The sequence below is a fragment of the Dermatophilus sp. B7861-1 genome (genome assembly GCF_058996045.1).
Genome location: NZ_CM180082.1, coordinates 902015 through 924819 on the forward strand (window position 1 = coordinate 902015; position 22805 = coordinate 924819).

Annotated in this window: 17 protein-coding genes; 7 read left to right on the forward strand and 10 right to left on the reverse strand. The window is 62.0% G+C overall.

Annotated features, from left to right (window positions below):
* Positions 1-34 precede the first annotated feature (34 nt).
* On the reverse strand, positions 35-1432 hold the full coding sequence (gene lpdA / locus AC2T9U_RS04040; RefSeq protein WP_028326473.1) for a dihydrolipoyl dehydrogenase: 1398 nt from the start codon (positions 1430-1432) through the stop codon (positions 35-37).
* A 67-nt stretch (positions 1433-1499) separates the two neighbouring features.
* Here lpdA and AC2T9U_RS04045 point away from each other — a divergent pair, with 67 nt between their 5' ends.
* The gene (locus tag AC2T9U_RS04045) at positions 1500-2375 is read left to right on the forward strand and encodes a PHP domain-containing protein (RefSeq protein ID WP_493696687.1); all 876 of its coding nucleotides are present in this window, start codon (positions 1500-1502) and stop codon (positions 2373-2375) included.
* Positions 2376-2608: 233 nt separating this feature from the next.
* Here the strand turns inward: AC2T9U_RS04045 and AC2T9U_RS04050 are convergent, their stop codons facing one another.
* The 4 genes from AC2T9U_RS04050 to AC2T9U_RS04065 all read right to left on the reverse strand — a co-directional run bounded on the left by AC2T9U_RS04050 (position 2609) and on the right by AC2T9U_RS04065 (position 6151).
* Positions 2609-2887 carry a hypothetical protein gene (locus AC2T9U_RS04050; protein ID WP_208303650.1) on the reverse strand — a complete coding sequence of 93 codons (279 nt, stop codon included), beginning with the start codon at positions 2885-2887 and terminating at the stop codon, positions 2609-2611.
* Positions 2888-3197: 310 nt separating this feature from the next.
* Complete coding sequence (locus AC2T9U_RS04055) at positions 3198-4751, reverse strand: DEAD/DEAH box helicase (RefSeq protein ID WP_493696688.1); 1554 nt, start codon at positions 4749-4751, stop codon at positions 3198-3200.
* Positions 4752-5187: 436 nt separating this feature from the next.
* Positions 5188-5412, reverse strand: a complete 225-nt coding sequence (locus AC2T9U_RS04060; RefSeq protein WP_028326469.1) for a DUF3107 domain-containing protein — start codon at positions 5410-5412, stop codon at positions 5188-5190.
* A gap of 124 nt (positions 5413-5536) precedes the next feature.
* A complete protein-coding gene (locus AC2T9U_RS04065) occupies positions 5537-6151 on the reverse strand; it encodes a TetR family transcriptional regulator (RefSeq protein ID WP_208303648.1) in 615 nt (204 codons plus the stop codon).
* 130 nt (positions 6152-6281) lie between these two features.
* Between AC2T9U_RS04065 and AC2T9U_RS04070 the strand changes: the two genes are divergently transcribed.
* Positions 6282-9584 carry a PD-(D/E)XK nuclease family protein gene (locus AC2T9U_RS04070; protein WP_493696689.1) on the forward strand — a complete coding sequence of 1101 codons (3303 nt, stop codon included), beginning with the start codon at positions 6282-6284 and terminating at the stop codon, positions 9582-9584.
* Entirely contained in the window at positions 9581-12940 is a 3360-nt protein-coding gene (locus AC2T9U_RS04075; RefSeq protein ID WP_493696690.1) for an ATP-dependent helicase, read from the forward strand. Before AC2T9U_RS04070 ends, AC2T9U_RS04075 begins: the two co-directional genes overlap by 4 nt.
* Before the next feature lie 6 nt (positions 12941-12946).
* On the opposite strand, the gene AC2T9U_RS04080 is transcribed toward AC2T9U_RS04075, so the two are convergent.
* Entirely contained in the window at positions 12947-14146 is a 1200-nt protein-coding gene (locus tag AC2T9U_RS04080) for a phosphotransferase (protein WP_493696691.1), read from the reverse strand.
* A gap of 143 nt (positions 14147-14289) precedes the next feature.
* On the opposite strand from AC2T9U_RS04080, the gene nudC reads away from it, so the two are divergent.
* Entirely contained in the window at positions 14290-15213 is a 924-nt protein-coding gene (gene nudC / locus AC2T9U_RS04085) for an NAD(+) diphosphatase (protein WP_493696692.1), read from the forward strand.
* Positions 15214-15312: 99 nt separating this feature from the next.
* The gene (locus AC2T9U_RS04090; RefSeq protein ID WP_493696922.1) at positions 15313-17349 is read left to right on the forward strand and encodes an ATP-dependent DNA helicase UvrD2; all 2037 of its coding nucleotides are present in this window, start codon (positions 15313-15315) and stop codon (positions 17347-17349) included.
* On the opposite strand, the gene AC2T9U_RS04095 is transcribed toward AC2T9U_RS04090, so the two are convergent.
* From AC2T9U_RS04095 to AC2T9U_RS04105, 3 genes are all read right to left on the reverse strand, one after another.
* Entirely contained in the window at positions 17346-18143 is a 798-nt protein-coding gene (locus tag AC2T9U_RS04095) for a hypothetical protein (protein ID WP_493696693.1), read from the reverse strand. The two genes, AC2T9U_RS04090 and AC2T9U_RS04095, sit on opposite strands and share 4 nt — an antisense overlap.
* 111 nt (positions 18144-18254) lie before the next feature.
* Positions 18255-19088: a YwiC-like family protein gene (locus AC2T9U_RS04100; RefSeq protein WP_493696694.1), complete on the reverse strand. Its 834-nt coding sequence runs from the start codon at positions 19086-19088 to the stop codon at positions 18255-18257.
* Between the two features lie 33 nt (positions 19089-19121).
* Positions 19122-20543: a zinc-dependent metalloprotease gene (locus tag AC2T9U_RS04105; RefSeq protein ID WP_493696695.1), complete on the reverse strand. Its 1422-nt coding sequence runs from the start codon at positions 20541-20543 to the stop codon at positions 19122-19124.
* Between the two features lie 140 nt (positions 20544-20683).
* Here AC2T9U_RS04105 and AC2T9U_RS04110 point away from each other — a divergent pair, with 140 nt between their 5' ends.
* Positions 20684-21103 (forward strand): molybdenum cofactor biosynthesis protein MoaE, encoded by a 420-nt coding sequence (locus tag AC2T9U_RS04110; protein ID WP_208303641.1) that lies wholly within the window; start codon positions 20684-20686, stop codon positions 21101-21103.
* Positions 21104-21141: 38 nt separating this feature from the next.
* Positions 21142-22152 (forward strand): YlbL family protein, encoded by a 1011-nt coding sequence (locus tag AC2T9U_RS04115; protein ID WP_493696696.1) that lies wholly within the window; start codon positions 21142-21144, stop codon positions 22150-22152.
* Positions 22153-22202: 50 nt separating this feature from the next.
* Here the strand turns inward: AC2T9U_RS04115 and AC2T9U_RS04120 are convergent, their stop codons facing one another.
* Positions 22203-22790, reverse strand: coding sequence for a PPA1309 family protein (locus AC2T9U_RS04120; RefSeq protein ID WP_493696697.1), 588 nt, complete (start codon positions 22788-22790; stop codon positions 22203-22205).
* Between the last annotated feature and the right edge of the window lie 15 nt (positions 22791-22805).

The window sequence follows — 22805 nt, forward strand, 5'->3', positions numbered from 1 at the left end:
CCAAAAGTGAATGGCCGCCTTCAACACCGACAGATCAGAGGTTGATCATGTGGCCAGCGATACCGTGCATAGCCTCCTTGAGCGCCTCACCCAACGTCGGGTGAGCGAAAACAGTGCGACTGACCTCATCAGCAGTCAGATCCCACTGCACAGCCACGTTCGCCGCAGGCAGAAGCTCAGTCACGTCCGGACCGATCATCGACACACCAAGAATCTCGTTGTGCGCCGCGTCAGCGATCACCTTCACGAAACCAACACCCTCACCAAGACCCTGCGCCTTACCGTTCGCCGAGAACGGGAACGAAGAAGTCTTCACGTCGTAGCCGGCATCCTTAGCCTGCTGCTCCGACAGACCCATCGAAGCGATCTGCGGGTGGCAGTAAGTCGCACGCGGAATCGTCTGGTAATCAATCGGCATGGTCTCAGCACCAGCGATGGTCTCCGCAGCGACAATGCCCATCGCCTCAGCAACGTGAGCCAACATCATCTTCGCCGTCACGTCACCAATGGCATACACGTGCTCAACGTTCGTGCGCATGAAGTCATCAACCTCGATCGCGCCGCGCTCAGTAAGCTTGACACCAAGGTTCTCCAACCCATAACCCTCAGTGCGCGGAGCAAAACCGAACGCACACAGCATCCGCTCGGCCTCCAAGACCTGCGACTGGCCACCAGCAGCCGGCGAAACCGTCACCTTCACACCCGAACCTGTGTCTTCCACAGACTCGACCTTGGTGCCCGTCATAACCTTCACGCCGAGCTTCTTGTAGTGACGTGCCAGTTCCTTAGAGACGTCAGCATCCTCGGTCGGAACCATACGGTCCACGAACTCCACAATCGTCACATCGACACCGAAGTTCGCCATCACGTAAGCGAACTCGACACCAATCGCACCAGAACCACCGATGATGATGCTCTTAGGCAAGTTCTCATCGAGGATCTGCTCCTCGTAGCTGACCACGTTCTTACTCAGCTCAATGCCCATCGTGCGCACCGTCGCACCAGTGGCAATGATCAAGTCACCGTACGTAACCTCACGCGTGGAGCCATCCTCAGCCTCCACCGAAATCGTGTTGCCCGCCTGCAGCGTGCCCCACCCATCAATCTCCGTGATCTTGTTCTTCTTCATCAGGAAGTGGACACCCTTAACGATGCCTGCACTTACCTGACGAGAACGCTTGTGCGTCGGGCCGAACGACATCGTCGCGTCGCCCTCAATCCCGTACTTCTTCTTCTCCTTGGTCAGCGTGTGCGCCAACTCAGCGTTCTTCAGCAACGCCTTGCTGGGGATACAACCAACGTTGAGGCAAACACCACCCCAATACTTCTTCTCAATAACCGCGACCGACTTACCCAGCTGAGCCGCGCGAATAGCCGCCACATACCCACCAGGGCCGGCTCCAAGAACAACAACATCAAAGTGATCAGCCATGTGCACAGCCTAATGGCCACTGAGCAACCTACCGTCCCTGCCCCGCAACGAACCAACCAACAACTGTATGCACACCCCGCGTAATCTCGAAGATATGCGCATCGACCTCCACGCCCACTCGACCGCATCAGACGGCACCGACACACCCACCCAACTTATCGAAAACGCCTGCCGCGCCGGACTGGACGTCATTGCCATCACCGACCACGACACCACCAACGGCTGGGACGAAGCCGCCACCGCTGCCACCAACAACAAAATCACCCTCGTACGAGGCATCGAAGTTTCAACCAGCACCAACGGAATCAACATCCACATGCTCGGCTACCTCCACAACCCCCACCACACCGGCCTCCTCAACGCACTCCAACGCGCCCGCAACTCCCGCGAAAACCGCGCCCAACGCATCGTTGAACGCCTCGCCAACGACCTACCCATCACCTGGGACGACATAAGCAGCCACATCGACGACACCACCACCATCGGACGCCCCCACATCGCCGACGCACTCATACGCGCTCGCATCGTCCCCAACCGCGACGAAGCATTCCGCCGATACCTCCACGACGGATCCCCCTACCACGTGCCCTACGAATCCATATCCCCCAGCGAAGCCATCCACCTCATCCGCGACGCCGGCGGAGTGCCCATCATCGCCCACCCCTTCGCCACCAAGCGCCGTGGCCGCCCCGTTACCGACGACATCATCGAAGAACTCACCGACACTGGCCTACTTGGAATCGAAGCCCACCACCTCGATCACACCCCCGAACAAGCCACACACGCCCTCGACCTAGCCACACAACTCGGCCTCATCGCCACCGGCTCCAGCGACTACCACGGAACCGGCAAAACCAACCGACTCGGCGATCACACCACCACCCCCCAGGCCCTTGAAGCCATCAACGCCCACGCCCACGGCACACCCATCCTGCAGCCCTAACCACCCCGCTACCGCCCGCCCCCCAATAAACACGTGTGCCCCGGGCCGAGGGAGGGCCCGGGGCACACAAGCGGCGCCCGCAAGGTGGCGGGGGTGGGGCGCCTGGCAATCACCACCGGGTAGAGGGGCACCCAACAGTGATCAACGAAGGGGAAGTGTGTGGGCAGGAGAGGGGCCCCACCCACACACCCGTACGCGTCAGCACACGCCGCGTACATGGAGGGGAAAGAACATCAATACCGCTGCCACGGCCACCGCAACACCGATGCATCACGAACAGCAACCGTCCCAGCCGTCACCGAAGCAGCAATCAACAACGCCGCGAACAACAACCGCGGATCTCCCACAAGAGACGGACCCACAACCATCAGCACAACCAAAACGGCAACACCCGTCACCACAGCTGACGCCAAAACAACGCGATTCGCGCCAACCCCGGCGCCACGCGCCGCATCAGGCCGCGAAACAGCATCACTACCAAAAGACATGAAGGCCCCCACCTGTCGTGTCATAAAACGGGCCGACCCCCATCGGCACCGCGAACTGCGCACCGCACAACAGAACCCCCACGGTTCCGCACCTGCGGCAGAAAAACACTGTGAAAAATAAGAAAACCGATATCTCACAGCCCATTGCATAAACCGACAGAATGACATCAGTTAATGCACGTGGAAGAAACAGCGCAAAAGTGCCGTCCCAGAAACAAAACTACCGCAGATGCTGGACGCATGTTCAACTATGTGGGAAAAACAATATCCATCCCCACGAAAATCCCTCTAAACAGACACAACTACGCCATCAGCCCGTGTGCACACATCCACATCACTCACCCGAAGGTGCGTCCCCAGAAGCCCCACCCCGCGTTCGACGCCGCCTGCGCTGACGACGCGGCCTACCTGCACCACCAGCAGAATCACTCCGATCACTCACAGAATCAGACGCACGCGAAACCCGCCCAGCTGCCCCACCGCGACCACGAGCGCGCCCCCGACCGCCAGCACGGCTAGCCCCCCTACCGCGACCACGCGAAGGCTCACCCAAATCCTCAACAACCTCAGCCGACAAACCAGCCAACAAACGCTTGTCCTTAGGCAAACGCCCCTTCGTACCCGGCTCAATATCCTGATCCGAAAACAAATGATCCGAACTCGAATACGTTTCCACCGGCTCAGGCATACCCAATTCAAGCGCCTTATCGATCAAGCGCCACCGAGGCATATCCTCCCAATCCACCAACGTGATCGCACGCCCAGTACGCCCCGCACGCCCAGTACGCCCCGTGCGATGCAAATACGTCTTCTCATCCTCCGGCGCCTGGAAATTAATCACATGCGTCACATCATCAACATCAATACCGCGCGCAGCTACATCCGTGGCCACCAACACATCAATATTGCCGTGACGGAACGCCCTCAACGCCTGCTCACGCGCACCCTGCCCCAAATCACCATGAATCGCCCCAGCAGCAAACCCACGCTCAGACAACTCCGAACTCACCTTCGCCGCCTGCCGCTTCGTCCGTGTGAAAATCACCGAACGCCCGCGACCCTCCGACTGCAACACCCGAGCAATGATCTCCACCTTGTCCATCGGATGCGCCCGATACGCAAACTGCTCAATCGCCGAAACCGTCGCACGATCATCACCAGTCGACTGCGCCCGAATATGCGTCGCATGATCCATGTACTTACGCGCCAACGCCACCACAGCGCCAGGCATCGTCGCCGAAAACAACATCGTCTGACGCGACCCAGGAGTCAGCGCCAAAATCCGCTCTACATCCGGCAAAAACCCCAAATCCAACATCTCATCGGCCTCATCCAGCACCACGACCGTGATCTCCGTCAGCCGCAAATGCCCCTGCTGAGCCAAATCCAACAAACGCCCCGGCGTCCCCACAACCACATCCACCCCACGACGCAACGCCTCAACCTGCGGCTCAAACGCCCGCCCACCATAAATCCGCTCCACCCGAATCCCCCGACGACGACCCGCCTTATCCAGATCATCACCCACCTGCACACACAATTCCCGCGTCGGCACCACCACAAGCCCTTGCGGACGCCCCGGATGCCGCAACTCCGGAAACTCCGGATCCGCCTCAGTAATCACCGCATCCAGCAGCGGCACACCAAAACCCAAGGTCTTACCCGTACCAGTCTTGGCCTGGCCAATGATGTCTCCACCATCCAAAGCAACAGGCAACGTACTCGCCTGAATTGGAAAAGCATGCGTAATACCCGCATCAGCCAACGAAGCAGCAATATCCGGATGAATATCCAAATCCGCAAACGCAGGCATCTCCTGCCCTACCTGCACCTCAACATCCGGCGTCACAACATCATCGGTACCCGCAGCACCCGTCACGTCACTCATCACAAACAACCTTCAAACGGCAACGGCATCCGCTCGCGTCACACGACATGCCTGCATGAAATCGGGCCGATCGGAAAAGAACGATCATCGACATGCCCCTAACAGCGGAAACACACCGAACAAAGCTCCAACAGAGCTCACAATCAAGCGGTCACACCACCAATGCCGCGCTCACAAGCGACCAGACACCAATGGCGACACGCACACGCGATAGGCAGCGTCCCCGCAGACCGACAACCACAAACGGCAGGCCCACCAAAGACAAAAACCACGAGGAACGAATTCCACAAGGAAGATGCCGACCGGGCACCGAATATGTCGACACAATTCTACGCAGGCACAGCGCTACACCGAAACGTAGCTGCCCCCGACACACGCGAAAGGGCGCCCAGCTACGCCAGACGCCCCCACGAAACCGCCAGCAGGCGGCAAAAAATCACAACATACCGAAACCGACGCCACCCTTACGCGGGCTACCGATCTCCACATAACCCAACGTCGCCGCAGGCACCACCACCACACGGCCCTTCTCATCCTCCAAACGCAACGGAGCCCCCTGCGAGACAGCCTTGTCAACCAACGCCTGCACCTCCTCATGAGACAACGTCGACTCAACACTCAACTCACGAGTGGTGTGCAAAACACCAATCTTGACCTCCATGGAGCAAACCTCCTCGCCGCCTCAACGGCATACACAACGAATACCAACGAGAACCCACCCCGAGCAGCAACACACCAACCCGAAACCGAATTCCCTCCACAACGAGACTACTTCCTAACGCCCATCAGTCCACGTCACCAACAAACCCAGCCAACCCACCCCACGCCATCCGAGTAAACGCATCCACCGCATCCGAACGCGACAACGTCCCATTCCGAAACCACGCCCGCGCCGAAAACTGCGCCAACCCCACCAACGACGTCGCCACCGCATTCGACTCAGCCAACGACAAATCCCGAAAAGAACGCACCCGCTCAGCAATCGCATCGACACACCACCCCTGCAGCTCCTGCACCCGCCGCGTCGCATCAGCCTCACTCAACGTCTCCGACTCATACACCAACCGAAAACCACCAGCAGGCTCCGTCACAAAACCGAAATACGCCTCCACCATTGCCCGCACCACCTCATCAGCCCGCCCAGCCTGCGCCAACGCCTGACCCAAAATCACCCGCACATGCTCAGCAGCCTCATCCAACAACTCCAGGTACAAATCCAACTTGCCCGGAAAATGCTGATACAACACCGGCTTGGACACCCCCGCCCGCGCAGCAATGTCATCCATCGACGCATTGTGATACCCAAGCGCAGAAAACGCCTCCCGCGCATGCAACAACAAATGATCACGACGCTCGGACTTACTCAACCGCCGATGCACATCAACCGAAACCTGAACCACAACGCCCCCTCAACAACCACAAAACACAAACCCACCAAACTCACGCATCGTAACCGCCCCAACCTGACCAACCCTGACAGTGAACGATGATCCAATACGAAAAACACATCCACCATCCACGAGGCACGCCGTGAACAAACCCACCCCGCCCCCCAACCACGACACCACCCCCGTACGCCTCGTTCGCACCAACACTACCCATTTCGACGGCTGGCCCCGCCTCATCGAAACCCACCAACTCGACCCCTCACAAACCACAGCCACCACCGCACGCGGCCCCCTCATCCACATCTACGGCGCCCCAGGTACAGGCAAAACCACCGTCGCCGTACACAGCGTCCTACACCGCATCCGCAACAACCACCGCACCCCCACCGAATGCATGCTCCTCACCTCCTCACGCGTCACCGCCACCCACGCCCGACGCGAAGTAACCCGCCTACTAGGCACCACCACCCAACGCCCCCTCGCCGCCTCCATGCAAGCCTTCGGATTCAGCATCCTCACCCGCCTTGCCCGCCTCAACAACACCCCACCACCCCGCCTCCTCGACGGAGCCGAACAAGACGTCATCCTCGGCGAACTCCTCACCGGACACACCACCGGACACGCCCCCGCCCCCAACTGGCCCCACGACATCACCGAAGCCCTCACCACCCGCGGATTCCGCGCAGAACTCCGCGACCTCATCATGCGCGCCGTCGAATACGGCATCTCACCCGAAGAACTCGCCCACCTCGGCAACCAACACAACGAACCCGCCTGGACCGCAGCCGCCGACGTACTACGCGAATACGACAACGTCACCGCACTCTCCCGCCCCGGCGCCTACGACCCCTCCTGGATCCTCGGCGCCGCCGCAGGAGCACTCCTTGACAACCCCACCAACAACAACCTCCTCAGCGGCGGCATCCGCACCCTCATCATCGACGACGCACAAGAACTCACCGCCGCCGCAGCCACCCTCCTCAACACCCTCCACCACAACGGCATCGAACTCGTCCTCATCGGCGACCCCGACACCGCCACCCAAACCTTCCGCGGAGCCGACCCCCACCTATTCACCAGCGGCTGGGACGGACTCACACCCACCACCTGCCACACCCTCAACACCCGACACCGCCCCAACCACGCCATCGCCGCCGTCACCACCCACATCACCCACAACATCGGCGTCACCGGAACCGCCACCCACCGACACGCCACCCCACCACCAGGACCCGAACCCAGCACAAACACCCCACCAATCGACATCATCATCGCCAACAACACCAGCGCCGAAGAAGCCCACATCACCGCCCTCCTGCGCCGCGAACACCTCCTCAACGGACGTGAATGGTCAGACATGGCCGTCATCGTCCGCGGATCCACCCGCACCGCAGCCCTACGACGAGCCTTCAACGCCGCCGGCATCCCCACCGACGTCGCCGGCGCCCGCCTACCACTACGCGAAGAAACCCCCGTCCGCGCACTCCTGGCCATCTACGAAGTCGCCATCCACGCCGCCTGGGCCGCAGCCCACAACCCCACACCCGAAAACCCCACCACCACAACCCACCCCACCCCCCAACACCTCACCACCGACGACCTACTCGCCCTCGATGAAACCCTCACCTCCCACCTCCTCCAATCAGACACCGTCACCGCCCGCCGCGCCCGCCGCGCCCTGACCCACCACGAACGCATCAACGGCGGCACCCGCACAACCCCCGAACTCCTCGCCCATGCCCTCCTCGACCCCACACCACCACCCCCACACCCCGACCTGGCCCCCATCACCCGCCTACGCACCGCACTACACGCCGCACTCCACGCCATCACCATCACCAACACCATCACCAACACCAACGGCCGCCCCACCTGGCACCCCAACACCACCTGCCACACCATCCTCTGGGCAATCTGGAACGCCACCAACGCCGCCCCGCTCTGGCGCGACACCGCCCTCAACGGAACCACCGCCTCCGCCCGCGCCGACCGAGACCTCGACGCCGTCGTCGCGCTCTTCGCCGCCGCCGACGCCTACACCACCCGACTACCCGGAAGCGGACCACTAAGCTTCCTCGAACACCTCCTCTCCCAAGACGTCGCAGCCGACACCCTCGCCGCCCGAGGACAACGCGGACGCCAAGTCACCCTCACCACCCCCGCCGGAGCCGTAGGCCGCGAATGGGGACTAGTCATCATCGCCGGACTCCAAGAAGGTGTCTGGCCAGACACCCGCCTACGCGGATCCCTCCTCGGCTCCGAACGCCTCGTCGACATCCTCACCAACCGCGGCACCAACATCCACGCCCAACTCATCGACGTAATCCACGACGAAGCCCGCCTCTTCGCCCTAGCCACCAGCCGAGCCCGCCAACGACTCATCATCACCGCCACCTCAAACGAAGACGAACAACCTAGCAACTACTGCGAACTCGTCCGACAAGCCATACCCAACAGCCACCCCGACACCCCCACCCAACCCACCCCCACACCCCGAGCAATGTCCATGACCGGACTCGTCGGCGAACTGCGCCGCCGCCTCACCGAAACCACCGACCCCCACCAACGCACCCTCCACGCCCAACGACTGGCCCACCTCGCCCGCCTCGGCATCCCCGGAGCCCACCCAGACACCTGGTGGCCCGACCAACCCATCAGCACCAACGAACCCGTCCTACCCCCCCACAGCCGCATCCGCATCTCACCCTCCAAAATCCAGACCTACACCGAATGCCCCCTACGCTGGTTCGCCACCACCGCAGGCGGCGAAGCCACCACCCCCCAAACCACCTCCGCCCTCGGAACACTCATCCACGACATCGCCGCACGCTACGAAAACGACTACCCCGCCATGAGCGCAGAACTCGACAGACTCTGGCCCCACCTCAACCTCCCCGACGGCTGGACCTCACAACGCCTCCACCAACAGGCACAACACATGATCTCCCGCCTAGCCACCTACCAAAACACCAGTACCAACGACGGCTGGCAACCCGTCGCAAAAGAAACCGACATCAACGTCCCCATCGGCCGCGCCGACATCCGAGGCCGCATCGACCGCCTCGAACGCAACCCCCAAGGCCAACTACGCATCATCGACTTCAAGACCGGCGCCACCAAACCCACCGACGCCGACATCACCCACCACGCCCAACTCGCCACCTACCAACTCGCCCTCGAAGCAGGAGCCTTCAACACATACGGCACCGGATCAGCCGGCGCAGCCCTCGTCCACATCGGCAAAGCCGGACTCACCAACTCCGCCAAAATCCAAGCCCAACCACCCCTCAACGAAACCGAAGACCCACACTGGGCCCACCAACTCATCGAAGAAACCAGCAACGGCATGGCCGGCAACACCTTCCCCGCACACCCCGGACCCTGGTGCCGCGTCTGCAGCCACCACACCATCTGCCCCACCCGCAATGAAGGAGGCACCCAGTGAAAATCCACTACAGCGCCAACGACATCGCAGACGCCCTAGGCAGACACCACCCCACCCCCGAACAAGCAGCAGTTATCGAACACCCCCTCGAATCCATGCTCATCGTCGCTGGAGCAGGATCAGGCAAAACCGAAACCATGGCCTCACGCGTCGTCTGGCTCGTCGCCAACGGACTCGTCCCCGCCGAATCCGTCCTAGGCCTCACCTTCACCCGAAAAGCAGCCGGAGAACTCGCCGAACGCATCACCCGCCGCCTCACCGCCGTCCGTGCCGCAGGACTCTGGATCCCCTACAACGACCCCAACACCCCCAACGACAGCACCACCGACAACGACATCGTCGCCCCCACCGTCTCCACCTACAACGCCTACGCAGGCCGCCTCGTCAAAGAACACGGACTACGCCTAGGCGTCGAACCCGACGCAGGACTGCTCACCGAAGCCCTCGCCTGGCAACTCGCAGACTCCTGCGTCACCGAATACACCGGCCCCATGGACGCCGTCGAAGCCAGCCCCGCCACCGTCACCGCAGCAATCCTCTCCCTATCAGGCCAACTCGCCGAACACCTCCGCACCCCCCGCGACCTCGACACCTTCCTCACCGCCACCATCAGCGACCTCGACAGCATCGAACTCGCCCCCAAAAAACGCAGCTTGCCCACCTCTATACGAAAACTGCGCGCACACTGCGCCGCACACCAACAACTCCTGCCCATCCTGGCCGACTACGTCCGCCGAAAACGCGAACACTCCGTCATCGACTTCGCCGACCAAGTCCAACTCGCAGCCCAACTGGCCATCAACTTCCCCGCAGTCGCCGCCACCGAACGACGCCGCTTCAACATCGTCCTCCTCGACGAATTCCAAGACACCTCCGAAGCCCAAATGCGCCTGCTCGAAGCTCTCTTCGCCCGCTCCAGCGAAGAACACCCCCCACCCATCCCCGTCGTCGCCGTAGGCGACCCCCACCAATCCATCTACGGATGGCGCGGAGCAAGCGCAACCACCCTCACCCGATTCCCCGTCCTCTTCGGCACCCACGCACAAGGAACAACTACCCCCGCACCCACCCTGCCCCTATCCATCAGCTGGCGAAACGACCAAGCCATCCTCGCCGCAGCCAACACTGTCGCTGCTGAACTCACCCAACACAGCAGCGTCCAGGTACACAAACTCCGCCCCAGACCAGCAGCAGGACCAGGCCGCATCCACACAGGACGTTGGGCCACCGCCGAAGAAGAAGCCACCGGCACCGCCCAATGGATTGCCCGCCACTGGTGGGACACCGCACAACCACACCCCGAGAGCGAACCACCCCGATCAGGGCGTACCGCCGCGGTGCTATGCCGCCGCCGAGCACAATTCCCCCTCATCATCGATGCACTCCGCAAAGAAGGACTTCCGGTAGAGGTAGTGGGACTAGGAGGGCTACTCATGGTCCCCGAAATCACCGACCTCGTGGCACTGATCGCCTCCGCGACTGACTCATCGCGATCTGACAAATTCATGCGACTTCTTGCCGGACCGGTATGCCGACTCGGGGTACGCGACCTCGACGTATTAGCTGCCTGGGCACGACACCGAGACCGTCTTATGCAGGAAACCGTAGGTGACCAGGAGGCACCCGCCGCAGAAACAGATACAGAAACAAAAAACGACATCCCAGAAGGTATCGACACTCGCCCGGAGCCCTCAGGGCTGATCGAAGCTGTCGAAGATCTTCCAGAACGAGGATGGAAAGACAACCACGGCCGTGAATTGACCTTGACAGCTCGTGCTCGTCTGGAGTGGTTAGCACGTGCGCTGAGCCAGGTGCGGGAGGCCTCGTCTCAATCTCTCCCAGAAATGGTGATGACTGCTGAGCGAGTGCTTGGCCTGGAAGTGGAGCTGTTGTCGCGTCCTGGTGCTACTCCAGAATCGGCGCGTGCTCAGCTGGATGCGTTCGCTGAAGTAGTCGCCGGTTTTGCCGCTGGTTCTGCCACAGCAACGCCGCATGCTCTCTTGTCGTACTTGGAGGCTGCCGCTGATCAGGAACGAGGGCTTGATATGCCTGCGCCAGCACCTATGGGAGCTGTCAATGTGTTGACTGTGCATGCCAGTAAAGGGCTGGAATGGGATGTGGTGGCGGTTCCTGGTCTTGTGGAGGGCGGGTTTCCTAGTTATCCGAATCCGGCACGGGTTTCGTTTGTTGGTGATCAATGGCAGGTGCAGCCCCCGAAAGATTCAGCGTGGATGAGTGATCTTGGCGCGATTCCCTACCCCTTGCGGGGGGATGCCAATGGGTTGCCGCAGATGGATTTGCGTGGAGTTGATTCGCAAGGTGCACAGGATGCGTTGTCTGATTTCGCGCTCGCTGGGGGGATACATGCGATGCGTGAGGAAAGAAGGTTGGCATATGTCGCCTATACCCGTGCGGTGGAGGCGTTGCTTGTCTCAACGGCGGTGTGGGAGGGGCATAAGAGCCCGCGGGTGACGAGTCGGTTTTTGAGTGAGGTTGCGCCGGGGGCTGTTGTTGAGGAGTGGGTTGATATGCCGCCGGAGGGGGCGGAAAACCCGACGGTGTTTGATGAGCAGGTTGTGTGGCCTGTGTCTGCTCCGGTGTCACGTTCTGTTGAGATGGAGGCGGTGCGTTCGGCGATGAGTGGTGGCGGGGTAGTTGATGGGGTGGATGATTTGTCGGTTGAGATGGATGTTTTGGTGGCTGAGTGGTTGGCCGGCAGGGATGGGGTGCGTGAGCAGGTGGCGGTTTTACCTGATCATGTGACGGGTACTGATCTTGTGCGTTTGCGGGTGGATCCGGAGGGGTTTGCTGTTGATTTGCGGCGTCCTATGCCGCGTCCGCCTGCGGTTGCTGCTCGTGCGGGGGCGCAGTTTCATGCGTGGGTGGAGGCGCGGTATCGGTCGCAGGTGTCGTTGTTGGACTGTGTCTCTGAGGGGGGGGTTGGTGATCAGGAGTGGGTTGATTGTGAGATGGGTGATGTGCAGCGGTGGAAGGAGAATTTTTTGGCGTCGGAGTGGGCTGATCGGCAGCCGTTGGAGGTGGAGTTTTCGGTGGAGACGGTGATTGATGGTTTGCCGGTTCGGGGGCGGATTGATGCGGTGTTTGCGCGGCCGGGGGGTGGTTTTGAGGTTGTGGATTGGAAGACGGGGCGGGCTCCGAGTGCGGCGCAGGTTGAGTCTAGGAGTATGCAGTTGGCGTTGTATCGGTTGGCGTATGCGCAGTTGCGTGGGGTGGATGTGCAGGAGGTGGGGGCGGCGTTTTTCTATGCGGCTGATGGGGTGACGTTGCGTCCTGTGATGCCTTCGCGGGAGGAGTTGTCGGCGTGGGTTGCTGGTTTGGGTGGTGGTCGGGGGTGATGGGGTTTAGGGGGTGGTGTTGGTGAGTGTGTTGTGGGAGCGGTTGGCGGCGCTTTGGGTGCCGCCGCCGGGGCGGGTTGTGTCTTTGGGGTGGCGTTGGGTGGTGCGGTGGGGGGTGGTTTTGGTGGTGTAGGCGCGTTCTTCGGCGGAGGGGGTGGGTGTGTTTTCGGTGTGGAAGGCGATGTCGGTGGTGGGTGTGCCGGCGGAGTAGAGGTCGGTGATGGGGGTGTGGGGTGTGGGTGGGGTGGGGGTGGGGTTGAAGGGTTCGTGGGGGATGGGTTGGTTGCCGACCTGTTCGTTGAGGTGGGTGAGTGCTTGGGTTGCGTGGGTGAGGGCGTGGTGGTTGTTGAGGCGTTTTGCGGTGAGGAGTTTTCCGAGCAGGCGTAGTTCGCTGAGGAGGGTGGCGCGTCGTCGGATGGATGGGTCTGGGGGTTCGGTCAGGGTGGTGGTGTAGGCGGTGAAGATGGCTTCGGCTGCGCGGCGGTTGGTGTGGGTCAATACGGTGGCTAGGTCGGTGGCTGGGTCGCCGATGGTGGCGTTGTCCCAGCTGGTGATGGCGACGATGTGTCCGGTGGAGGCGTCGTGGGGGTCGTTGAAGTCGATGAGGATGTGGTCGGCTTCGAGGTGGCCGTGGGTGGGGCGGGTGGGGAAGCGCCAGAGGGCGATGTCTTCTAGGAGGGGTTCCCAGCGGTTGAGTAGTCCGGTGGGGACGAGGCCGGTGGATGCGCCGAGGTCGATGTCGCAGATGCGGCGGCGGTGTAGGTCGGTGGCGTCGTAGGTGGGTAGGCCTGCGGTGTCGTAGAGGGTGGGGTTGAGGTTGTGGATGGTGGCGATTGCTTGTCCGAGGGCGGTTGCTAGTCCGGGGCCGGGGGGTAGGAGGTCGAATTTGATGGTGCGGCCTGGGATGAGTGGGTAGAGCATGGCGCGGCGGCCGTCGCGTAGGGAGGCGAAGCCGTGGGGGTGGGGTGTGGCGTAGGGGAGGTGGTGGCGGAGGGTTTCTAGGAGGGGGAGTGATTGGTCTTGGAGGGCGGCGGCGACGGGGTCGGTGGGTAGTCGGATGGCCCAGCGGCGTTGGGTGTTGTCTTCGATGAAGGCGAGGCTGTAGTGATCACCCGGGTGTTCGGTGACGTGTTCGACTCGTGTGGGTCGTGCGTCGGGGAGGGCTGCGTCTGCGAGTGCGGCCAGTGTGAGTGCTGGGTTGATCACGTTCCCACCGTAGCGGCGTTGGGTGGTGGGGGTGGGGGTGGAGTTTCGGAGTGTCTTGTGGCTGAGGGGAGTTGGTTGGGTGGTTGGTGGTCGTAGGGTTTTGGTGTTGTTGGTGTGGTGGGGTGTTTGTGGAGGTGGTTTGTGTGGTTGAGGTTTGTGGTGTGAGTGGGTTGGGGTCTGGTGGTGTGGATAGGTGTGTGGGTGAGCGGGGTGTGCCGGGGTTGGTGGGGGAGGTGTTGGGTGATGCGGGGACGAGGGTGTTGGAGGTGGTTGATGGGTGTGTGCCGGTGGTGCGGGGTGTTGGCGGTGGTGTGGGGTTGGTGTTTCGTTCGCCGGTGGTTGGGGATGAGGGGCGTGGTGTGTTGTTTTTGGGCAGGGTGGCTGGTGTGGCTGTGGTTGCGGTGTGTGGGGGGTCGGGTGTGTTGGTTGGTGGTGGGGTGTCGTGGTTGGGGGTTCGGGAGGCGGGGGAGTTGGTGGGTGAGGTGGAGCGGGATGTGTTGTTGACGGCGGTGGCGTTGGTGAATTGGCATGAGAGGTCTGGTTTTTGTTGTCGGTGCGGGGCGCCGACTCGGGTGGTTTCTGCGGGGTGGGTGCGGGTGTGTTTGGTGGAGGGGGTGGAGTTTTTTCCGCGGACGGATCCGGCGGTGATTGTGGCGGTGACGGATGTTCGGGGGAGGTTGTTGTTGGCGAGGAATGTGGGGTGGGAGGTGAGGCGTCGTTCGTTGTTGGCTGGGTTTGTGGATGCGGGGGAGGGGGCTAGTGATGCGGTGGTGCGTGAGGTTGCTGAGGAGGTGGGTGTGCAGGTGCGGGATGTGGTGTTTGTGGCGGATCAGCCATGGCCGTTTCCGGGGTCGTTGATGTTGGGTTTTGAGGCCAAGGCGGTGGGGGTGGGGTTGTGTTTGGATGCCGCGGAGATTGTGCAGGCGCAGTGGTATTCGCGTGAGGAGTTGCGGGTTGTGGTGGGGTCTGGGGAGGTTCAGTTGCCGGGGCGGTTGTCGATTGCGCGTCGGTTGATTGAGCGTTGGTACGGTGGTCCGCTGGTTGGTGTTGGTGAGGTTTCGGTGTGAGGGGTTGGTGTTGTGGAGTTGTTTTCTGGTGATGCTGAGGGGGTGTTGCGTGGTTTGGATGAGGCGCAGCGGGAGGTGGCTGCGAATCCGTTGGGGCCGATGTGTGTGTTGGCTGGTGCGGGGACGGGTAAGACGCGGGCGATTACGCATCGGATTGCGTATGGGGTGTTGTCGGGGGCGGTGGTGCCGCAGCGGTTGTTGGCGGTGACGTTTACTGCGCGGGCTGCGGGGGAGTTGCGTCAGCGGTTGCGGGGGTTGGGTGTTTCGGGGGTGCAGGCGAGGACGTTTCATGCGGCGGCGTTGCGGCAGTTGCATTATTTTTGGCCGCGTGCGGTGGGGGGTGCGTTGCCGGATGTGTTGCCGCATAAGGCGTCGTTAGTGGCTGAGGTGGCGCGGCGGTTGAAGTTGCCTTCGGATCGTGCGGTGGTGCGTGATTTGGCTGCGGAGATTGAGTGGTCGAAGGTGGGGATGTTGACGGCTGAGACGTATGTGTCGGTGGCTGAGCGGGTGGGGCGGGTGGCTCCGGGGGTGGATCGGGTGATGATGGCGCGGGTGATTGAGGAGTATGAGCAGGTGAAGGCTGCTCGGCGGGTGGTGGATTTTGAGGATGTTTTGTTGTTGATGGTGGGGTTGTTGTTGGAGTATCCGCAGGTTGTGCGGGAGGTTCGGGAGCAGTATCGGCATTTTGTGGTGGATGAGTATCAGGATGTGAATGTGGTTCAGCAGCGTTTGTTGGATTTGTGGGTGGGGGATCGTTCTGATGTGTGTGTGGTGGGGGATCCTGCGCAGACTATTTATTCGTTTACGGGGGCTAGTGCGGAGCATTTGTTGGGGTTTGGGCGTCGTTTTGAGGGTGCTCGGGTGGTGCGGTTGGAGCGGAATTATCGGTCGAGTCCGCAGGTGGTGAATTTGGCGAATGTGATGTTGGAGGGGCAGCGGGGGGTGTTGCGTAGTCCGATTCGGTTGCGGGCTGTGGGGGAGTCTGGGGTGGTGCCGCGGGTGGAGTGTTTTGCTGATGATGAGGCTGAGGCGGTGGGGGTTGCTGAGCGTGTGGTGGGGTTGTTGGGCCGGGGTGTTGCGGCGCGGGATATTGCGATTTTGTTTCGGACGAATAGTCAGTCGGAGGCGTTTGAGCGGGCGTTGGATGGGGTGGGGGTTGCGTATTTGGTGCGTGGGGGTGAGCGGTTTTGGTCGCGGCCTGAGGTGGTGCGGGCGGTGGTGTTGTTGCGTGGTCAGGCGCGTTCGGATGATGGTTCGAAGGCGTTGCCGGATGTGGTGGTGGATGTGTTGGGTGGGGTGGGGTGGTCTCCGGTGGCTCCGTCGGGGCGTGGTGCTCGGCGGGATGAGTGGGAGTCGTTGGCGGCGTTGGTGGAGTTGGCGCGGGGTGTGGTTGCGGTGAGTCCGGGGGCGCGGTTGCGTGATTTGGTGGGGGAGATTGAGGAGCGGATGCATGCTTCGCATGCGCCGAGTGTGGATGGGGTGACGTTGGCGACGTTGCATGCGACGAAGGGGTTGGAGTGGGAGTACGTGTTTTTGGTGGGGGCTAGTGAGGGGTTTTTGCCGATTGCGATGGCTGAGGGGCAGGAGGCTGTGGAGGAGGAGCGGCGTTTGGCGTATGTGGGGGTTACGCGTGCGCGGCGGGGGTTGATGGTTTCGTGGGCGGCGTCGCGGCATGCGGGTGGGCGTGGTTCGCGGCGGTTGAGTCGGTTTTTTGAGGGTGTGGGTGGTGTGTTGGAGGGGGCTGGTGGGGTGGTGCCGGTTGTTGGTGGTGTTGGTGGGGTGGTGGAGCGGGAGCCGAAGCGGCCTGCGGTGTGTCGTGTGTGTGGTGAGTTGTTGGTGAGTCCGGCGGAGCGGAAGTTGCGTCGGTGTCAGGGGTGTCCTGCGTCGTATGACGAGGGGTTGTTTGAGCGGCTGCAGCAGTGGCGGTCGTTGGTGGCTGCGGCTGGGAGTGTGCCGGCGTATGTGGTTTTTACGGATGCGACGTTGATGGCGATTGCCGAGCGTGAGCCGTGTGATCGTGGTGAGTTGGCTGGTGTCTCGGGTGTGGGGGCGCGGAAGTTGTCGATGTATGCCGATGGGGTGTTGGCGGTGTTGGGGGGTGCTGATCCGCAGGAGGTGGTTGGTGGTGAGGGTTAGGGGGTGTGGGTGGGGCAGTGGGGGTGGATGTTCCAGGTGGTGTGGGAGGCGCTGGCGTCGAGGAGATTCCAGGTCAGGCTGGTGTGGTTTTCGCGGGTGAGGGTGGTTGGGTCGGTGGCGAGGCGTTGGATTGTGGTGGTGGTGAGCCATATGGCTAGGGCGGTGCGGGCGGTTTGGTTGCCGCAGTGGTCGGTGGTGTCCCAGGTGTGTCGGCCGCTGGTTTGGGCTAGTAGGTGTGGCCAGGCGGGGTCTTCGTCGCTGCGGGTGAGGTCGATGCAGTGTAGGCAGGGGCCTTCGGGGGTGATCCAGGGGCCGATGGTGATGGTGCAGCCGTCGAGGGTGACGGGTAGGTGGGGGATGTTGGCTTTGTTCCAGTGGTGGGCGTCGATGTAGGGGACGCCGCCGATGTCGGTGAGGATGGCTAGGTCGATGTGGGGGTGGGGGCGTTCGGGGTGGGGTTCGCTGATGAGGTGGTGGCCGTTGTTGTGCAGGGTGGTGCGTAGGCCGGTGGCGAGGTCGTTGTGTCCGGTGACGCAGATGTTTAGGGGGGTGGTGTTGGTGCTGTGGGTGAGGTTGGCGTCGGTGAGGAGTTGGTTGAGTTGGGGTGCACGGGTGGGGATGTCGCGTTGGGTGAGGGTGGTGTTGCTGTCTGTTTCGAGGGCGCGGAGGTAGTGGATTTCGGTGGGGTCGAGCCCGTCGATGACGATGCCGTGGGAGGGGCTGTGTCCGATGTGGAGGCAGCCTGGTCCGCGGTCGAGGACGCGGACGGTGGGGGCTAGGCGTGGGTGGTTCATGGGGTTTCTCCGTGTGTGGTGGGGTGTGTTGTTTTGACTGTGCCGGTGTGGCGGGGGTTGGGGGGTGTTGTTCACACGGAGGGTGGGGTTGTGGATGAGTGGGTGGGGTGGTTACCAGAGGGCGGTGGTGGTGATGGTGAGGAGGGCGCTGGCGGCGAGTTCGCCTAGGCCTGCGTGGGCTGGGCGGATTTTATGTCCGGCCAGGGCGGCGGCGCGGATGGTGAGGAGGAGGAAGATGATGGTGGCGGTGAGGGTTCCGCGGGAGGTGAGGCCGGGGAGTCTGAGCATGTCGATGCCGGTGGGGCCTAGGAGGAGTGCGGTGGCTAGGAGGGTGGTGCAGGTGGCGTGGTAGGTGATGGAGGCGATGTGGTGGGGTCGGGAGGTGCGTTCGCGGATGATGGTTTTGATGTAGAGGGCGGTACCGGTGAAGTAGGCGATGAGCAGGATGGTGGCGGTGGCCATTTTGGCGCGGCCGACGCCGATGGTGCCGGTGGGGGTAAATCCGGCCATGTAGACGATGTACCCGAAGAGGCAGGCGGTGGTGATGGTGGTGATGTCGTTGAGGAGCCATCGTTCGTGGTGGTTCAGGGTGCACCAGGTGGTGATGGCGGTGAGAGGGATGAAGAGGATGGTGTAGTGGGCTAGGTCGGGTCGGGTGATCAGGGTGGTGAGGGCCAGGGTGGTGGCCAGGGTGGTGTATGTGAGTAGTGGTGGTAGGTGGCGGGGGTTGTGGCGTGAGGTGGTCCAGGTGGAGAAGGCGTTGTAGGTGAGGTAGGCGGTGAAGCAGAAGGCGATGAGGGGGAGTTGGGTGGGGTGGCCGTGGGAGCGGATGACGCCGACGGTGATGGGGACGGTGAGGATGGCCCAGGCGCCGTGTTGGCGTGGGATCCAGGCGGTGGAGCGACGGCGGGGGCGCTTGGGGGTGTGGGCGCGTGCCGTGCTCACTGTTCCTCCTGGTGGTGTCCTTGTGTGTGGGGGTTATTTGTCGTTGTCGTTGTTGTTTTGGGATAGGAGGTCTTCGAGGGCGCGGTCGATGTCGTCTTTGTTGTTTTCGGTTACGCGTGCGACGTAGCCCATGATGTCGTCCAGGTCGGTGGCGGTGGGGGCTGATTCGGGGTCGCGCCAGGCGTTGTCGCGTAGGTCGGTGCCGCCGCGGTTTTCGAGTGCGGCGAAGAGGTTGGCGGCGTCGCGCATGCGGCGGGGGCGTAGTTCGAGTCCGACGAGTTTGCCGAAGAGGTCTTCGGCCGGGCCTCCGGTGGCGCGGCGGCGGCGGACGGCTTCACCGAGTGCGTCGCTGTGGGGGAGGTGGTTGCTAGTGGCGTTGGCGGTGACGATGTCGACCCATCCCTCGACGAGGGCTAGGAGGGTTTCTAGGCGTCTGAGGGCTGCTTGTTGGCTGGGGCTGGGGTGGGGTGAGAACAGTTCGCCGGCGAGGGCTTCCTGCATGGCGTTCATGTCGTTGGGGTCCATGGAGGTGGGGTTGAACTGTTCGACGGTGCGTTGGATGCGTTCGGTGTCGATGGTGATGTCGCGTGCGTATTCCTGGACGGCGAGGATGAGTTGGGGGCCGAGCCAGGGGACGTCGGCGAATAGTCGGGTGCGGGCTACTTCGCGGGTGGCGAGATAGATGAGTACTTCGTTGGAGTCGATTTCGAGGCCTTCTCCGAATGCGCCGATGTTGGCGGGTAGGAGGGCGACGTGTCCGTTGTTGACTAGGGGGAGTCCGACTTCGGTTCCGGAGGTGACGTCGCCGGCGAGGGTGCCGATGGCTTGTCCGAATTGGGCGGAGAAGATGCTGCCGGAGACGCGTTCGAGCATGGGGCGCATTTGGTTGATCATGCTGCGCATGTCCATGCCATTGGGTAGTGCGGGCATGCCGGGGATGGGTGGGATGTCGCCGTCGGTGAATTGTTCGAGTTGGGTGGTGAAGGCCGAGGAGATGGCGTCGGTGACGCCTTTAGCCAGGGGTCGCGTGAGGTTGGACCAGGTGTCGATGGTGGCTTCGATCCATTCGGCGCGGGACCAGGCGCTGATGGTGGTGGGTTGGGAGTCGAAGCGGGTTGCGCTGTCGATCCACAGGGAGGCGAGGCGGACGGCGTTTTCGACGGCTTGGATTGCTGGGGTGGGGACGACTGCGTCGCCGTTGGCGGCGGCGGTTTTTCGGGCGATGTCGGTGCACATGGTTGTGTCGAGGCCGTCGGGGGAGGGGGAGGTGAAGAATGCGCCGAGTTGTCCGGCGAGCATGTTCATGGTGGCTGGGTCGAGGTTGTTGATTCCCATGCCTTTGAGGGCTTCATTGAAGGCGGGGTTGTTTTGCGACGACATCATGTCTTGCAGCATTTTCATGAAGTCTGGTTGGTCGTCGCCGTTGTTACGGGGGAGGTCGGGGTTGTGCGACATGCCTGCTCCTACGTTGGATACGTCGGATGGGTTCCTTGTCCCAGATAATCACGTCTGGGGGTGGAGGTTCGATTTTGGTTGGGGTGGGTGGTGTGGATGGTGGGGCACTATGGCTTGGTTGTGCGGAAGGGAGTTTGTTGATGAGTGGTGTGTATGTGGCGGTGTCGGCTTCGCCGTTGTCGTTGGATGAGGTTGTGGGGGCCGTGCGTGATCCGCGGGTGGGGGGTGTGGTGACGTTTTGTGGGGTGGTGCGGAACCATGACGGGGCTAGGGACGTGTCTGGGTTGGAGTATTCGGCGCATCCTTCAGCTGAGGATGTGTTGCGTGAGGTTGCGCAGGAAGCTGTTGCTTTTGAGGGGGTTCATGCGGTGGCGGCGGTGCATCGTGTTGGTGTTTTGGAGGTTGGTGATGTGGCGGTGGTGATGGCTGTGGGGGCTGAGCATCGGGGGGAGGCTTTTGCGGCGTGTCGTTTTTTCATTGATGAGCTCAAGCAGCGGGTGCCGGTGTGGAAGCATCAGTTGTTTGCCGATGGTTCGGATGAGTGGGTAGGTACTCCGTGAGGGCATCGTGGCGTTTGTCGAAGAGAACTGCGCGGCTGGTGACGGTTGTGTTGTTTGTGATGGTTCTTGTGGTGGTGGGGGCGTTGGTTCATCCGCCATTTGTGGTGTTGCGGGCTGGTCCTGCGGTGAACACGTTGGGCGATTTGGATGGGACGGCGATTATCTCGGTGGAGGATGCCAAGACGTATCCAACGCAGGGGGCGTTGGATTTCACGACGGTGGCGCAGTATGGGGGGCCTGGTTTTGAGATTAATGGGTGGTTTTTGTTGAGTTCGTTGTTTGATCCGGGTTCGGATGTGGTGCCTCGCGATGAGGTGTTTCCGCCGAATGTGACGCGGGAGAGTTTGAGTCGGGCTACGAGCGCGCAGATGGCTGGTTCGCATAACAGTGCTGAGGCAGTGGTTTTTAACAAATTGGGTTTTGAGGAGGTGGCGCGTGTTGCTTCGGTGGTGCCTTCTGGTCCTGCACAGGGGGTGTTGCGTGAGGGTGATGTGATCACGTCGGTGGATGGTCAGCCGATTTCGCGTACAGCGCAGGTTGCGGAGTTGGTTCGGCAGCGTCCTGATGGGTCGCCGGTCAAGATTGGTATTGATCGTGGGGGTTCAGGTTCTGTTGTGGAGGTGACCCCGAAAAAGGTTCAGGGGCGAATGTTGATTGGTGTTGGTTTGGAGGCGCGGTTCCCTAAGGCGCCGAAGGTGCAGATCAGGGCGGGGGATGTGGGTGGTCCGTCGGCGGGAACGATGTTTGCGTTGGGGTTGTATGACAAGTTGACGCCGGGTGCGTTGACTGGGGGGCGGCGTATTGCTGGCACGGGGACGATGTCTTTGGATGGCACGGTGGGTCCCATTGGTGGGATTACGCACAAGATGGATGGTGCCCGTGCGGCGTCGGCGGAGTGGTTTTTGGCTCCGGCGAAGAATTGTTCGGAGGTGGTGGGGAATGTGCCGGAGGGGCTTCGTGTGGTGAAGGTTGACACGTTTGATGAGGCATTGCGTGCGGTGGAGGCGATTGGTGCTGGGCAGGGGGATTCTTTGCCGACGTGTGGTTGATGGTGGGTGAGGGGACGGGGCGTGGTGGGGCTCCGTCCGCCTCGTGGTGGTTATTCCTCGTCGGGGACGAGGGTGGTGGAGAGGGCGTTGATGAGGTCGGGGGCGATGTCGTGTCCGATGGCGACTTTGTCGTCGGTGTCGTGGGCGCGTTGGCGTAGTAGGCAGGTTGCTTGGCCGTCGCGGGTGACGCCTGCCATGAGGCGGACTTCGATGCGGTCGGGGTGGTTGGCGGCTGCTTGGGCGAGTTTTTCGGGTTGGGTGGGGAGGTTTTCGGCGGCGGAGGGGGGCAGGACGAGTCGTTCGATGGCTAGGGCTACGCCGTGTACTTCTTCTGGCCAGGCTAGGGAGGATAGGAGTGAGTCGAGGTTGGTGGGGTCGGTGAGGGGGCCGTGTCCGAAGGCGGATTCGATGCCTTCTTGTTCAATGCTGGATAGGGCGGTGGGGTCGGTTGGGGTGCCGAGTTGGGTGGCTAGGGCGGGTTCCATTTCGATGAGTCGGGTGGTGTGGACGAGCGCGAATAGGCGTGGGGGTTGTTCCCACCCTGCTGCGGCGACGTGTTTTTCGGCTTCGATGAGGCAGTCCAGGAGTGGGTTGCTGATGATTCCGTTGGTGGGGGTGTTGTCAGTCACGTCGGTCATTGTTGCGTGCGGGGG